Here is a 14,789-nt window from a genome sequence, read left to right as displayed (position 1 = left end):
AACATAGCGATTCTCCTTCTAAGCGTTCTCTTTATTCCTAACTCTATTATACTACTTTACATATGAAAAAGCCGTTAGAAATACAATTCTAACGACTTTGTCTTCAGTCTGAAACTCCATATTTTATGGAGTTTTATTTTAATGACATTGCATGAATAAAATTAGACAATGTCGTTATTTAATTCCTAAAATCTGTTTAATTTTAGAAAGAATCCATTCAAAGTACATCCCAATATCTAGCCATTTCTGGACAGTTTTCCAGTTATTTTTAGCCCAATAGTAGGCTGCTTTTAATACTTTAAACAACCAATTTAATAATGCTTTCATAATATTTCTCCTCCTTCTGTGGGAGTTTGATTATAAAACAAAGAAAAAAGATTGTTAAAATCGTATTATTTATCAATTTATTAAATGTTCGTTTTTTAATGTTATTTGCTTCTGTTTTTTGAAAAAAGTTGAGAGTAATTCGTTTTTTGGTAAAATGGACTATGTTATATGAAAGGAGAATAAATTTGACCTCACTATTTTTATTTTACATTAAGCGAGACTTAAAATCCTTTAAAACATTAATTGTCTCGGCGGTTTATTTTTTTATTACTTATCTTTTTATTCGATATGGGGATAGTGTTGGAAGAATCTTTGATAATTCCGATGGAATAGCAATTTTGAAAGTGATGTATGCCGTTTTTGCTTTTGTCGGCTTTCTATTCGGTGCATCCCTGTTCTCTAATATTATTTCTCAAGGGATATCATCAAGAGATTTTAGATTTATTTTGCCTTATCAATCTCGGCGGGCACTCTATTTTTCAAAGTTTTTAATGTCCTTTGTGTTTTTCCTTTTACAAATTTTGATTTCAACCATAGTTGTACTTGTGTTTCGAAAAGATGCAGTTTTTTCTTTCCAACAGTTTTGTAATATTAGTATTTTTTACTTCTATATGCTTTCGATTATCACCTTGATATCTACTATTAGTAAAAATGATCGAACAGCTATGCTAGTGAACATCATTATTAGTATTATTTACCCTACTATTTTTGTGTTTTCTAACTTTGTCAATCATGATTTTTTGGAACTGTTGTTATGGATCACTCCCTATCATTATATTGAAAAAACATGGGAAGTTCTATTTTTAATGCTCTTGTCAGTTGTTTTTTTAGGTATAGGGGTTTCAGTTTTTGAGAAGAAGGAGATATAAGATGATTGAAGTGAAGGACATTTCCAAATCATTTAAGGAAAACATGGTTTTGGACAGCATAACTATGACTGCATCAGATGGAGAAATCACATCTATCATTGGTAGTAATGGAGCAGGGAAGTCCACTTTAATAGCAATTATAATGGGTTATTATTTTTCAGATAGAGGAACAGTTCAGTCTGGAAATGTCTCTGTGATGCCAGATGCAAACGCTATGTTTGAGGATGTTACAGGTCTTGAATTTTTAAACTTTATATCAGACTTGAAAAACGTTCCTAGGGAAGAAGCTGTAAAATATGCTGAAATACTAGGAATCAAAGATGATTTACAAAAGAAGATTCAAGGCTATTCATTTGGAATGAGAAAGAAGATTAGCTTCATACAAGCTGCTATCGGAAATTTCCAAAACTATATTTTTGATGAGCCAACATCAGGAGTAGATGGTCCATCTGCTCAAAAGATGTTAGAGATTATTCTGACATTGAAAAAGAATGGTGCGGCAATCTTATTAACATCGCACAATTTAGAAGAATTAGAGAGAGTTTCTGATTATATTTATGTATTGGAAGATGGCAAGATTACAAGAGAAGGAACTGTTATAGACATTACTTCTAGAACGTGTTTGACAGAGAAAGATTCTTGGATAGAGTATATCCTTAGGGTTAGAAACATTGATCTTTTACAATCGAAGTTGACAGAGTATTTTCCAGAGCAAATTGATTCAGAAACTCTTTTGATTAAACTTTCAAAAGGCGACACGATTTATTCTGTTTTTCAAACATTACAAGAAGTATCAGAGTACATTGACGAGTTTTACCTCTATAGAAGGTCATTGAGAGATATTATATATGGGCAATGAGCCCAAACGTACGAAGGCGATCAATAGTCGCTAAGACTGGGAGAAATCCTGGTCTTTTTTGTTGGTTTTTATATATAAATTTATTGATGAATATGTTAACTAGGATAATTCAAAATTTCAATTTGAAATTTTGAAACGATTTTTAGAAATAAACCGATAATAACTTTGTTTTTAAACCCATAAATGTTATAATAATATTGCAAATATATAAATAATATAGCATCAAGCTAGGAGGTAAAATAACATAGGAAACTATAATGCTGATGACTAGACTGTTTATTTTATATGAAAAATAAGGATGGTGGTTTTTATGAAAAATAAAAGGAGTCCGGATATATTATTTTTAAGTGGCATAATTTTAATGTGCTTTGGATACTTAAATTATATGATAAAACCAACTTGGATTGATACTAGTGGTGATTTTTGGAATACACTCATACTTTATGTATATCAATTATTCTGGAGGCCTGTAGAAACCTTAAGTTTTTCAATAGGAGCTATATTATTTTGCAAAAGTTTTAAAAAATAATATGGAATTTCTGTTAATTTAGAGGGTTCTCATAACGTACCTCCATATACTTATGGACATATTATTGTAAAAGCTAGTTATAATTTGAATGAGTACGATCTTAAGGTGAGATATCTAGGTACGAATAAGTATGTCAACGCTGGAAAGACTTATACTATTAGTAATGCGATCTGATGGACAGAATTAAGAACTTGGAAATAATGTGTCTTAAAATATAGAACAGTTCAGTTTGTTTACTGAACTGTCTTTTTTTATTTTGATTTTCATTGAGTATCAGTCACAAATTTCAGACATTTTCTGATTCTTTATAGTTGAATACGTGTAATACGTATGGTATAATAATCTTGTCAGGAGGTAAAAGCGCTATGCCTATGACACAAAAAGAAATGGTTAAGCTACTTACCGCCCATGGTTGGACAAAAACCAAAGGCGGTAAGGGGTCACACGTGAAACTTGAAAAAGCAGGCGAGCGACCTATAACCATTCCCCACGGTGAAATAAACAAATACACCGAAAGGGGTATCAAAAAGCAAGCAGGGCTGTTATAACAACAGCCTACCGCTTGTTTTCTTTTGGAGGTAAACTATGCTTGTCACTTATCCAGCTTTATTTTATTTTGATGATACAGACGGAGCTAACGCCCCTTACTTTGTAACTTTCCCTGATTTTGAGTATTCAGCAACTCAAGGCGAGGATATGGCGGACGCTATGGCAATGGCTAGCGATTGGTTAGGTATGAACTTAGCTGATTATATCGAGAATGGAAGAGACATTCCTACCCCGTCTTCTATAAACACTTTGTCATTAGTAGATAATAACCCTTTCCGTAATGAGGATTTTGAGATGGTTTACGATTCTAGCAAGTCTTTTATCTCCATGGTGATGGTGGACGTTGCAAAGTATTTGGGCAGTCAAGAGCCAGTAAAGAAAACACTCACTATCCCACGCTGGGCAGACACTCTAGGACGTGAACTAGGATTGAATTTCTCACAGACCCTCACGGATGCAATTGCAGATAAAAAAATTCATGCTTAACACTTGCTTCTGTTATTGCAAATGTTGAAACTGGACCTTTCTACTCCCGTTGAGTATTAGTAGTTCTAATGAGTGGGATGGTTCCGTTTTTATCTTTCTATAAATTATACGAAACCCCAAAAGTTTATGTAATGAACTTCAGGGGTTTTGTTCTATTTTCTTAATCCACCGTAATCATAGCTTTAATGGTTTTGCGATTGGCCATGTCTTTGTAGGCTTGGTCGATATTGTCCAGACTGTAAGTTTGGGTGAAAACTCGACCTGGGTTGATGTCGCCTTTGAGAACGGCATCGAGCAAAATTTCCTTATTATAGGTTGTGACAGAAGCAGAGCCACCACCGATAATGATATTTTGAGCAAAGGTTGAGCCAAGGGCGTGGTTGTTGTAGTGTGGCACACCGACAAAACCGATACGACCGCCATTATGAAGCACGCCGAGGGCTTGGTCAATAGAGGCTTCTGTACCAACACATTCAAGGGCAGCATCCGCTCCGCCACCTAGGATTTCACGGACCTTGGCAATACCTTCCTCACCACGTTCTGCTACGATGGCAGTAGCCCCTGATTCCAAAGCCATTTGCTGGCGGTCTGCATGGCGGCTCATCATGACAATCTGAGAAGCTCCGCGCATTTTTGCAGCAATGACGGCACATTGCCCCACTGCACCATCACCGATGACAACCACCTTATCACCAGGTTTGACATCTGCAACACGCGCAGCATGGTAGCCTGTTGGCATAACATCTGCCAGAGTCAAGAGAGATTTGATCATGCCTTCTGAGTAGTCGCTTGGCTGACCAGGAATTTTGACCAAGGCCCAGTTGCCGTAGTGGAAACGAATGTATTGAGATTGGTAGTTGTTGCCCCAGTTGGTGTAGCCTGGATGGTTGTCACAAGTACCGTCAAAGCCAGCACGGCAGGCATCACAATGGCCGCAACCGTGGGTAAAGGGAACAATCACAAAATCCCCTGGAACAAGGGTTGTAATGTCTTCGCCGACTTCCTCTACGATTCCGATGGCTTCATGACCAGAGTTTGTGTCACCGTGGTCATGGTGAATATCCTCACCGTAGCCCCAAAGGTCTGACCCACAGACACAAGCTCGAACGACCTTGATAATGACATCATCCTTGGCTTGAAGGCTTGGTTTTTCGATTTCTGCAACGGTCATCTTACCGGCTTTTTCATAAATAGCTGCTTTCATATTCATCATACATCTACTTGTCAGTAAATATCCTTTCTGATTGATAAGAACTATTATACACCTTGGAGTTCACTCTAAGTCAAGTAAAAAATCAGTTTGAATTCCTATTTCCTTTGTGATAGACTAGAACTACTATTGACAAAAAGGAGAGATAATGACTGTTTTAGTTCCTTACAAACGCATGCCCATTTGGAATCAGGATACGGTTCCCCAGCATTTTTTGACCAAGCATAATACCAAGGTGGGTACTTGGGCCAAAATCAAGGTCTTGAAGGGTCAACTCAAATTTGAGCCCATTTCAGATGATAATGAGATTTTAGGAGAATGTATCTATGGTCCGATAGATGATATTCCCTTTGTGGAGCCACAGGCTTGGCATCGGGTGACCCTGTTGACAGAGGATACGGAGTTTTTCTTGGAATTTTTCTGTCAGCCAGAGGATTATTTTGCTAAAAAATATGATTACACACGGACGCATTCGGAAGTCTTGGATGCCTTGAAAATCATAGAGCCCTGCAAGGTTTTGGATTTGGGTTGTGGACATGGCAGGAACAGTCTTTATTTGGCCCAGCAGGGATTTGAGGTGACGGCGGTTGACAAGCACGTGCCGAGCATTCAGACACTCTTGCAGGTCAAGGAAGCGGAGGATTTGGACCTACAAGCTGGGATCTATGACATCAACTCAGCCAGTCTGGAGCAGGATTACGACTGGATTATCTCAACCGTAGTCTTTATGTTTTTGGAGAGGGAGCGGGTGCCAGCTATTATCCGCAATATGCAGGAGCAGACACGGCCGGGTGGTTATAACTTGATTGTAGCGGCCATGGATACGGAGGATGCACCCTGTCCGATGAATTTCTCCTTTACCTTCGGAGCGGGTGAGTTGAAGGAATACTATCGTGACTGGGAATTGGTCAAGTACAATGAAGACTTTGGTCAGCTCCATAAGCGTGATGAACATGGTAATTTCCTCAAAATGCGATTTGCGACCATGTTGGCTAGGAAAAAAGGATAAATATTTTTTTGAAAGCACTTGCAATGCAGGTGCTTTTGCGTTACAATATATGTGCAAATGGGTATTTTATTATATGAAAGGAGAAAGTCTTATGAAAAAGACTTTAGTTCGCATTGCAGCATTTCTCATGCTGGTGTGCATGCTCCCTGCCCAAATTGTTCAGGCCTGTTCAGGTTTTATCATTGGTAAGGGATTGACGTCAGATGGTTCTATCCTTTATGGTAGAACGGAGGATTACCCCTATCCACCAGATAATGGTGCGCATAACAAGAATTATTTAGTTGTTCCGGCTTCAAGCTATGCTGAGGGTGAGATGCTAGTGGATGAAACATTTGGATTCACTGCCCCGCACTTGGCAAGCGAGTTTAAATACACAACAACACCAGATGCTGCGCGTGGTGATGGTTCAAATGGAAATTACGGTGCCCATGGATTCAATGAAAAGGGTGTATCCATGACTGCAACTGTAACAGCTATTCCAAATGACAAAGTCTTAGCTGTTGATCCTCTTGTGGAAGCAGGTGGTCTGGGTGAGCCCATTTTGATTGACTATGTTCTTCCAAGAGTTTCAACTGCGCGTGAAGGTGTTGAACTGATTGCCAAGACTATTGATGAAAAAGGCTCTGCAGAAGGAAATATTGTTATTATTGCTGACAAAAATGAAGTGTGGTACATGGAAATTTTGTCAGGTCATCAATATGTCGCCATTAAATTCCCGGATGATAAATATGCGATTTTTGCCAATACCTATTATTTAGGTCATGTCGATTTAACAGACACAGAAAATGTCATTGCCTCTGCAAATGTAGAAACGGTTGCCCAACAAGCGGATAATTATGTAACGATTGATGGCCAATTCCACATTGCCAAATCATATGGTCCAGCAACCTATGCTGAGGCAGACCGTTCCCGTGTTTATGCAGGTATAAAATTAATGGATCCAGCATCGCCTGTAACCTATGAAGATGCTGTTTACGATTTATTGCGTCAACCGACAGACCCTAGTCAACGCTTTAGTTTAGTAGATACCTTTGCACTGCAACGGAATCGTTTTGAACATTTACCAGAATTCCGACCTGATGACGAAGTTGGCAAAGTGAAACAGGGAGATGATGGTGCCAATGATCAAGCCGCAGATGCAACTTATAAATACGCTCTTGGTAACGAAAATGTGATTGATGCCCATGTTTATCAAATAAAAGATAGTCTACCATCAGCCTTTGGAGGAATTGTTTGGTTGGGACTTGGTCAGACTAGAAATACGCCTTATGTGCCATTCTATGGACTTGTAACGGATACCTATGAAGCCTTTAAAAACCGTTCAGCAACCTATGATACTAATTCATGGTACTGGACAGTTCAGAATATTGATAAAATGGCTACTGCTTATCCAGAACTATTTGGAAAATCAATCCAGGAAAAATGGATTGCGCTTGAGGCTGAATGGATTGCAGCTCAAGCAGCCAGTGATGCTCAATATGTTGGCCTATCAGATGAAGCCGCATTGGCTTTGGCTCCAACTGTAACAGAGGCAACCTTGGCTCGTTCAGCAGAAATTTTTGCCCAACTAAAAGCTGTTGAAGCTGAAATGATGGCAAAAATTGAAGCAACGACAACTAGTGCTAGCAGTACCGAAACATCAACTAGTACGGAAGAATCTAGTAGCACCGAAACCTCAACCAGCACAGCAGAATCTAGCAGCACTGAAACATCAACTAGTACAGAGGAATCCAGCAGTACCGAAACTTCAACTAGTACGGAAGAATCTAGTAGCACCGAAACCTCAACCAGCACAGCAGAATCTAGCAGCACCGAAACTTCAACCAGTACAGAGGAATCCAGCAGTACCGAAACATCAACTAGTACAGAGGAATCTAGTAGCACCGAAACTTCTACAAGTACCTCGAATACTACTATGACATCCAGTTCATCAAGTAGCTCATCTGAAGTCAGAACAGGCGACACAACCGGCTCATCTAGTTCAACAGGTGTAAATGGAACGTCGCATTCATCTGCTAATAAGGTGACTCCTAAATCAAACAAGGGTAAAGCCTTTCTGCCAAGTACAGGCGAACAGGTCAGTATGTTATTAGTCGCTTTGGGTATCGCTGGCATCTTAACAGCTATTTTCCTTAATCGAAAAAAATCCGGTAAAGAATAAATGAATATGAAAAAGTAGGTTGGATTGATTTCAATCTACTTTTTTGAAACAATTTTGTTTACAAATGTAGTCGTTTTGTGTATAATGTGATTACAAATGTAGTCAAAGGAGAAGGATATGAAACAAGCTACCTATCCCGTTACAGGCATGACCTGTGCCTCTTGTGCCATGACAGTTGAAAAAGCTGTCGGTAAATTAGCAGGAGTAGAAGAAGCCAGTGTCAACCTAGCGACTGAAAAATTGAGTGTTAGCTATGATGAAAAGCTGTTGGGACTAGAAGATATTCGTCAGGCAGTTGAAAAGGCGGGATACCAGTTAGTCGATAACTTGGTGACCGAGTCTTATGACATTTCAGGCATGACCTGTGCTTCCTGTGCTATGACGGTTGAAAAAGCTCTGGGCAAACTAGAGGGCGTAGAAGAAGTCAGTGTCAATCTGGCAACAGAAAAGGCGACCATCCGTTATAGCCGTGATAGGCAAAATCCAGCTAGTCTTGAAAAAGCAGTTGAGCAGGTAGGCTATCAGCTAATCAGACCAGAAGATGTAGAAGAGACGGTGGACAAGGGACCAAGCAAGGAAGACATTCTTTTGAAACGATTTGTCTGGTCAGCTGTCTTTACCCTTCCCTTGCTCTATATTGCTATGGGACCGATGTTACCATTTATAAGCCTTCCTTTGCCAGACTTGCTCCATCAACCGCTAGTCTATGCGGTCAGCCAAGTCATCTTGCTCATCCCTGTCCTTTATTTGGGACGCAGTTTTTTCCAAAAAGGCTTTAAAACCCTCTTGCAAGGCCATCCCAATATGGATTCCTTGATTGCTGTTGGGACAGGGGCAGCCTTGGTTCAAGGTCTTTTGATGATTGCTTTTCTTCTGATGGGGAAAGAAGTAGCCATGCACGGTCACCATCCAGAACTGTATTTTGAATCAGCTGCCGTTATCTTGACCTTGATTACCCTTGGAAAATATTTTGAAGCAAGGTCCAAAGGTCAGACTTCTGAGGCCATTAAGAAGTTGATGAATCTGGCTCCCAAGACTGCCCAGGTCCTACGAAATGGTCAGGAAATACAAGTGCCGATTGAAGAAGTGGTGGTCGGTGACCAGGTTATTGTTCGCCCAGGTCAGCAGATTCCTGTTGACGGTCAAGTTCTAGAAGGCCAGACACGTGTCGATGAATCCATGCTGACGGGTGAGAGCCTACCAGTGAAGAAGGCACTAGGCGACAATATTTTTGGCGGTACCCTTAACCAGCAAGGTGCCATTACCATGCAGGCTACCAAGGTTGGTCGTGATACGACTCTGGCTCAGATTATTCGCTTGGTAGAAGAGGCTCAAGGGTCTAAGGCACCCATTGCCAAATTGGCTGACCAAGTATCTGCCGTCTTTGTGCCAGTTGTCATGGGCTTGGCTTTCTTGTCGGGGCTGGCCTGGTACTTCTTGGGGCAAGAATCCTGGATTTTTTCACTAAGTATTATCATCGCCGTCTTGGTCATCGCCTGCCCTTGTGCTCTGGGGTTAGCAACTCCGACGGCTATTATGGTTGGGACTGGAAAAGGGGCAGAAAACGGTCTTTTGTTCAAGTCTGGTCAAGCTATTGAAACCCTACAAGGTGTGAACACCATTGTCTTCGACAAGACTGGGACCATTACTGAGGGCAAACCCCAGGTGACAGACATTCATCTCTTGTCTACTAAAAATCGTGAGCAGGTTCTCCAGCTGGCAGCAAGTAGCGAGCAATTTTCCGAGCATCCTCTGGCTCAAGCTCTCCTTCAAGCAGCTCAGACAGAAAAGATTGATCTCTTGCCCGCCACCGATTTTCAGGCTCTTTCAGGTCGTGGTCTTTCGGTGACAATAGCAGAGCAGACCATCTATCTGGGAAATGAACGGTTGATGCGGGAACAGGGAATTAATGTTTCCCAAGGACCTGCAGTTGCGGAGGCATTTGCCCATCAAGCCAAGACGCCTGTTTTCCTAGCCAGCCAGCAAGAATTACTAGCAATCATTGCCATTGCTGATAAAGTAAAAGAGACCAGCCGTCAGGCTGTTCAGGCTCTGCAAGCTATGGGATTAGAAGTGGTCATGCTGACAGGGGACAATGAAAAAACTGCCCAGGCCATTGCCAAGGAAGTCGGCATTGAGCAGGTGGTCAGTCAGGTCCTGCCAGATGACAAGGCCAACCAAGTCAAGCACTTGCAAGAACAGGGCAAGACAGTCGCTATGGTGGGGGATGGCATCAACGATGCCCCTGCCCTAGCTCAAGCCCATGTGGGTCTGGCCATTGGTTCTGGGACTGATATTGCCATTGAGTCTGCCGATATTGTTCTCATGCATAGTGACATTTTGGATGTGGTCAAGGCTGTCAAACTTAGCCAGGCAACCATGCGGACCATCAAACAAAATCTCTTCTGGGCCTTTGCCTACAATGTGATTGGCATTCCAATCGCCATGGGACTTTTACATGTATTTGGTGGACCTTTGCTCAATCCTATGTTTGCAGGTGCAGCCATGGCCCTCAGCTCAGTGTCAGTCGTCTTGAACGCTCTGCGATTGAAAAGGGTGAAAATGTAGAAAAAAGATTTAAGAGAAATATCTGACAAAAAAATGAATAGTCTGTTAGTTATTTGTGTAACATGGGACAATCCTTATAGAATATTTCCTTAATATTATAATACTAAAAATAAAAGTCCTTAGAAACCTAATTCTATGGACTTTTTCTTTGGTCTGACAGTTTTAATTTTTGAGTACAAATCAAGTATTATCCAATTCCTTCAAATAATTTTCTATCTTCATTAACATCAAAGGATTGTTATAAATCTTGCATAGTTCTTTCGCTTCTATGTAATAATTTTTGACCTGTTCCTTGTCTAGAAATTGTGCCCCAGCATTTCCGACGAGAATAAGAAGGGGAGCCAGTTGATAGCTTGTTTGCTTTTCTCTACAGAGTTCAATTGTTTCAAGAGCTTCTTGGATGGCTTCGTTATATTTTTTCTTTGATACTAAATAGTGAGCGTAGTTGTGGCGGACTCTGATGTAACCAAATAAAAACTCTTGATGATCTAGATTTTTTGTCTGATACAACTCCATTAAATGAGAGTAGTTTGCTTCATATTCTTGTTCACGGCCAACAAGGGAGTAGAAATTAGATAGTGTATTCAATACCTTTAAGTAAATTAAAGTAGTTGAGGATACTTTTGATAATATATTTTCCAAGTAGGAGATAGCCTCAAACTGAAGGTTATATTGATAGAAGTCAATAATAGCTTTAATCCATTCAAGGTAAGTTCGATCTTCTAGTGTTAGAAAAGTGCTTCGGTCAACCTCTATTTTATAAAGATATTCTAAATCGTCATAATTTCTATCGTCTAGTAGACGAGAAGATAGGTGTTTGAAGTTGGACAGGTTAGATTTAACTTCAATTTGTTCATTGAAAAAGTAATCTAGTGGGACTTCAAGTCGTTGAGAGAGTTTGAACAAAAGGTCTGCGGAAGGGATGAAATGCCCCCTTTCAATTTTACTAATCTGACTTTGTTCACAAATTCCTTCAGCAAGAGTTTGCTGGGATAGTCCTAGCTCTTTTCTTTTTAATCTGAATTTTTCAGCGAGTATACTCATAAAGACAATATTTCCTTTTATTTTTCTGAATCCATTATATAGTATTTAGTTAAAAATGGCAAATTTACCCAATCTAAAAATAACTGAAAGGAATAAAAAAAAGTAAGAAACGGCATAAAAATAATTGACTTGAAAAATAAATGTGTGCTAGAATGAAGACAAGAATCAGAAAGGGTTTTCACAAGATGAGTAAGCACAAGGGATTAAAAAAAACTGTTTGGTTTGTGTTTATTGAGTTTGCTAGTTTTATATCTGGGAAAGATGTTCTGGTCTATGATGAACCTACTTCAAATTTAGATAGTATTAGAAAGGATTGGTTTCTAAATTCCATAAAGTTTTTGAAGAAAAGAAGTATTGTTATGCTAATATCCCATGATGATGAGGTGATTAAAAGCTGTGATCAAATAATTCAAATTAAGGAGGTAAATAAAAATGCTTGAGAATCTATTAAAGGAAATTAATCCATTCTATTCTGAACCAATTATAAATCATATAATATTATCAGTTAGTATCATTGTTGCAGGTATGTTTCTATTGAGTTATGTTATAAAAAAAATCAATTCAAGTTTAAAAATAAATTTTAGAAACGTTGAATATGTAATTAGTGAGTACAGTTTGAAATACTTAATTGTAATTTCTGGAGTAGTATTATATACCTTCCTATCTTTAGAGGTTCTTAGTAATATTTTGGTCAAGTCTACCTATTACCTGGGGAGAATTTGTTTAATCCTAATTTCGCTTTTGTCGTTATGGTATATCTTAAAAAATAATAGACTTTTAAATAAAGAGTGAATTTAATTTTTAAAATGTGTAATTTTATCCCTATATTTCTGGCTCTATAATTTCTGCAATAGGTACTCCCATCGCAGAGATAATAGAGCTTTTTGAGTATACAAATTGAATGTACAAAGTAACCGCCCAATATACTTTGTTATTAAGCGTTTACATTGTGATTGGTCAAAGAGGGATAAATTTTTTCAATCAATTACCTATTCTGAATAAGCGACTTGTTGTGTTTAATAGAGAGAGTGCCTCTTCTTAGCATTGTCAGAACGGTGCATCTTATGCGACGAATGACCACATGTTTGATTGGTTGGTATGAAGACGCTTGGAAGATGAAAAGAGCCTGAAAATATAAATACCAGTCAAAAAACTGGTATTTTTCGTCATAAACGCTTACAATAGATATATTAAGTGCAAGGGAGATGTTTATGACAACCTTTATTGGAAAACCAGTGACCTTGGTAGGTCCACGTTTGCAAGTGGGAGATACTGCCCCTGATTTTGTGCTCATGGCCAATGACTTGAGCCTGAAAAGCCTGAAAGACTTTGGCAAGCAGACCAAGGTTATCAGTGTGGTGCCTTCTATTGACACAGGGATTTGCGATACCCAAACCCGTCGCTTCAATCAGGAACTGGCTGACCGTGACAATACTGTTGTTGTGACTGTCTCAGCAGACCTGCCTTTTGCCCAAAAACGCTGGTGCGGGGCTGCAGGTTTGGAAGATGCCATCACCCTGTCTGATTACTATGACCATGCCTTTGGTAAATCTTACGGTGTACTTATGCGGGAGTGGAATTTGCTGGCGCGTGCGGTCTTTGTCCTCAATGCCGACAACCAAATCACCTATGTAGAATACCTGGACAATGTCAACGAACATCCAGATTATGAAGCGGCTTTAGAAGCTGTCAAGTAAAAGAATATTACGGTGCCTGAATAGGCATCGTTTTTTTAACGCTTAAATTATCCTGCTAGAAATTTATTGTGAAGATAGGTTGTGAAAAGAGGGGATGTTTATGATTTAGTATGAAACGAAGAGATAACATACATATTCTAATATAGATTTTATAAATAATGCGCAAATGAATATTTTTATTGTCTTTAAAATTCATAAGTGCTAAAATAGTTGTATAATACGAGTGAGGTAACAACAATGAGAATACAACTAGGCTCTAGGTTAAAACAAAAAAGAAAAGAGATGAAATTATCTCAGAAAGAATTGGCAGAAGGTGTATGTAAACAAGGTCAAATTAGTAGAATTGAGAGTGGCGCTTATACTCCTGGTTCTGAGTTGCTTTTTGAATTATCAAAGAAACTAAATGTTTCAATGAATTACTTTTTTGAAGACACTGTTTCTGAGCAGAAAGAGGAGTTGGCAGAATTCAAAACTGTTGTACGAAATTTCTTAGTCCATAGAGACTACCAAGGACTACGATATGTTTATGAATTGGAGTCTAATAATAAACATCGTTTATCGGTAGCAAATCAATTATACTTAGAGTGGATAGGTGGATTAGTCAATTTTTATTTTTATGATAAAAAGAAGGAAGCTATATCCAAAATGGAATATCTACTTGAACAATTGGAGAGTTCTAATTTATTTTTTTTACAAGTATCAAATACACTCCTAAATTTTTATTTTGATGTTAATGATGAAGAATTATTTGATGTACAATTTGAAAGACTGGCAGAAAAAACGGATAATTTCCAACCTATCACGATTGAAGAATTGGAATTAAAAATTAAACTTCAATATAACATTTCACGTTACCTATGGCTAAAGAAGGATTACATCCAAGCTATAGCTAGCATCACAAAGGCCATCGAATTTTGTAGGTCACACAGAAGCTATTATTCCTTACCCGATTTATTTTGTTTACTAGGTAATGTCCATGAAGAACTTGGAAATACAGAGAGTGCGAAACAACATTTTCGTCAGGCATATTTTTTATATAAATTGGATGCTAATCGACAAATGGAATTGAATCTGGAGCGATATATAGAAGAAGACAAAATATAGGAACTCTAATGATGAAGATTGGCAAGAGTTGATAGTAGATAAGTATATATTTAAACGCAGGGAATTAGCCAATTTGCTAACATGATTTCTGCGTTTTTAATTTGCAAAATTCTTTTAATTATACCACCAGAAATACATATTTGAATATAATTTTAAAAAATACGAATTCTTTATTTTAAAAATTGACAAGATAAAAGAGTTATGATAAACTATAAATGAAAGGGGTTACAAAATCCTGCCATGAGAAAATTGAAAATGAGAGAAAAAACAAAAATAACAGCTGGTCAAATTTGTCTATACTATTGGTATGGAATCGGTTTCCTTTGCTGGGATTAGTTTACATGGTTCCGTTCACCAAATAATTTAATAACTTGACT

General features: G+C 38.4%; 13 protein-coding genes. 10 read left to right on the top strand and 3 right to left on the bottom strand.

Annotated features, from left to right (window positions below; translation table 11 throughout):
- Window positions 1-174: 174 nt before the first annotated feature.
- A complete protein-coding gene (locus C1G57_RS11065) occupies window positions 175-327 on the bottom strand; it encodes an aureocin A53 family class IId bacteriocin (RefSeq protein WP_014637649.1) in 153 nt (50 codons plus the stop codon).
- Between the two features lie 185 nt (window positions 328-512).
- Here C1G57_RS11065 and C1G57_RS09535 point away from each other — a divergent pair, with 185 nt between their 5' ends.
- From C1G57_RS09535 to C1G57_RS09515, 4 genes are all read left to right on the top strand, one after another.
- Window positions 513-1,196, top strand: a complete 684-nt coding sequence (locus C1G57_RS09535; protein ID WP_105114687.1) for a hypothetical protein — start codon at window positions 513-515, stop codon at window positions 1,194-1,196.
- A 1-nt stretch (window position 1,197) separates the two neighbouring features.
- Complete coding sequence (locus C1G57_RS09530; protein WP_014637651.1) at window positions 1,198-2,055, top strand: ABC transporter ATP-binding protein; 858 nt, start codon at window positions 1,198-1,200, stop codon at window positions 2,053-2,055.
- Between the two features lie 894 nt (window positions 2,056-2,949).
- Window positions 2,950-3,132 (top strand): type II toxin-antitoxin system HicA family toxin, encoded by a 183-nt coding sequence (locus tag C1G57_RS09520; RefSeq protein ID WP_014637653.1) that lies wholly within the window; start codon window positions 2,950-2,952, stop codon window positions 3,130-3,132.
- Between the two features lie 37 nt (window positions 3,133-3,169).
- Window positions 3,170-3,619 carry a type II toxin-antitoxin system HicB family antitoxin gene (locus tag C1G57_RS09515; protein WP_014637654.1) on the top strand — a complete coding sequence of 150 codons (450 nt, stop codon included), beginning with the start codon at window positions 3,170-3,172 and terminating at the stop codon, window positions 3,617-3,619.
- A gap of 160 nt (window positions 3,620-3,779) precedes the next feature.
- Here C1G57_RS09515 and C1G57_RS09510 read toward each other — a convergent pair whose 3' ends face one another.
- Entirely contained in the window at window positions 3,780-4,823 is a 1,044-nt protein-coding gene (locus C1G57_RS09510) for a zinc-binding dehydrogenase (RefSeq protein WP_044676987.1), read from the bottom strand.
- Window positions 4,824-4,977: 154 nt separating this feature from the next.
- On the opposite strand from C1G57_RS09510, the gene tehB reads away from it, so the two are divergent.
- The 3 genes from tehB to C1G57_RS09495 all read left to right on the top strand — a co-directional run bounded on the left by tehB (window position 4,978) and on the right by C1G57_RS09495 (window position 10,567).
- Complete coding sequence (tehB, locus tag C1G57_RS09505; RefSeq protein WP_105114685.1) at window positions 4,978-5,838, top strand: SAM-dependent methyltransferase TehB; 861 nt, start codon at window positions 4,978-4,980, stop codon at window positions 5,836-5,838.
- 91 nt (window positions 5,839-5,929) lie between these two features.
- Complete coding sequence (locus C1G57_RS09500; RefSeq protein ID WP_105114684.1) at window positions 5,930-7,999, top strand: C69 family dipeptidase; 2,070 nt, start codon at window positions 5,930-5,932, stop codon at window positions 7,997-7,999.
- A 117-nt stretch (window positions 8,000-8,116) separates the two neighbouring features.
- Complete coding sequence (locus C1G57_RS09495; protein WP_105114683.1) at window positions 8,117-10,567, top strand: heavy metal translocating P-type ATPase; 2,451 nt, start codon at window positions 8,117-8,119, stop codon at window positions 10,565-10,567.
- Window positions 10,568-10,747: 180 nt separating this feature from the next.
- Here C1G57_RS09495 and C1G57_RS09490 read toward each other — a convergent pair whose 3' ends face one another.
- On the bottom strand, window positions 10,748-11,611 hold the full coding sequence (locus C1G57_RS09490; RefSeq protein ID WP_105114682.1) for a helix-turn-helix domain-containing protein: 864 nt from the start codon (window positions 11,609-11,611) through the stop codon (window positions 10,748-10,750).
- Window positions 11,612-11,796: 185 nt separating this feature from the next.
- On the opposite strand from C1G57_RS09490, the gene C1G57_RS09485 reads away from it, so the two are divergent.
- From C1G57_RS09485 to C1G57_RS09470, 3 genes are all read left to right on the top strand, one after another.
- On the top strand, window positions 11,797-12,051 hold the full coding sequence (locus C1G57_RS09485; RefSeq protein ID WP_153045629.1) for a hypothetical protein: 255 nt from the start codon (window positions 11,797-11,799) through the stop codon (window positions 12,049-12,051).
- A 771-nt stretch (window positions 12,052-12,822) separates the two neighbouring features.
- Entirely contained in the window at window positions 12,823-13,308 is a 486-nt protein-coding gene (gene tpx, locus C1G57_RS09475; protein WP_105114679.1) for a thiol peroxidase, read from the top strand.
- A 237-nt stretch (window positions 13,309-13,545) separates the two neighbouring features.
- Complete coding sequence (locus tag C1G57_RS09470) at window positions 13,546-14,412, top strand: helix-turn-helix domain-containing protein (RefSeq protein ID WP_105114678.1); 867 nt, start codon at window positions 13,546-13,548, stop codon at window positions 14,410-14,412.
- Window positions 14,413-14,789 lie beyond the last annotated feature (377 nt).

The sequence above is a fragment of the Streptococcus suis genome (assembly GCF_002960425.1).
Lineage (GTDB): Bacteria > Bacillota > Bacilli > Lactobacillales > Streptococcaceae > Streptococcus > Streptococcus suis_S.
This window is presented reverse-complemented; position numbering and strand designations above follow the sequence as displayed.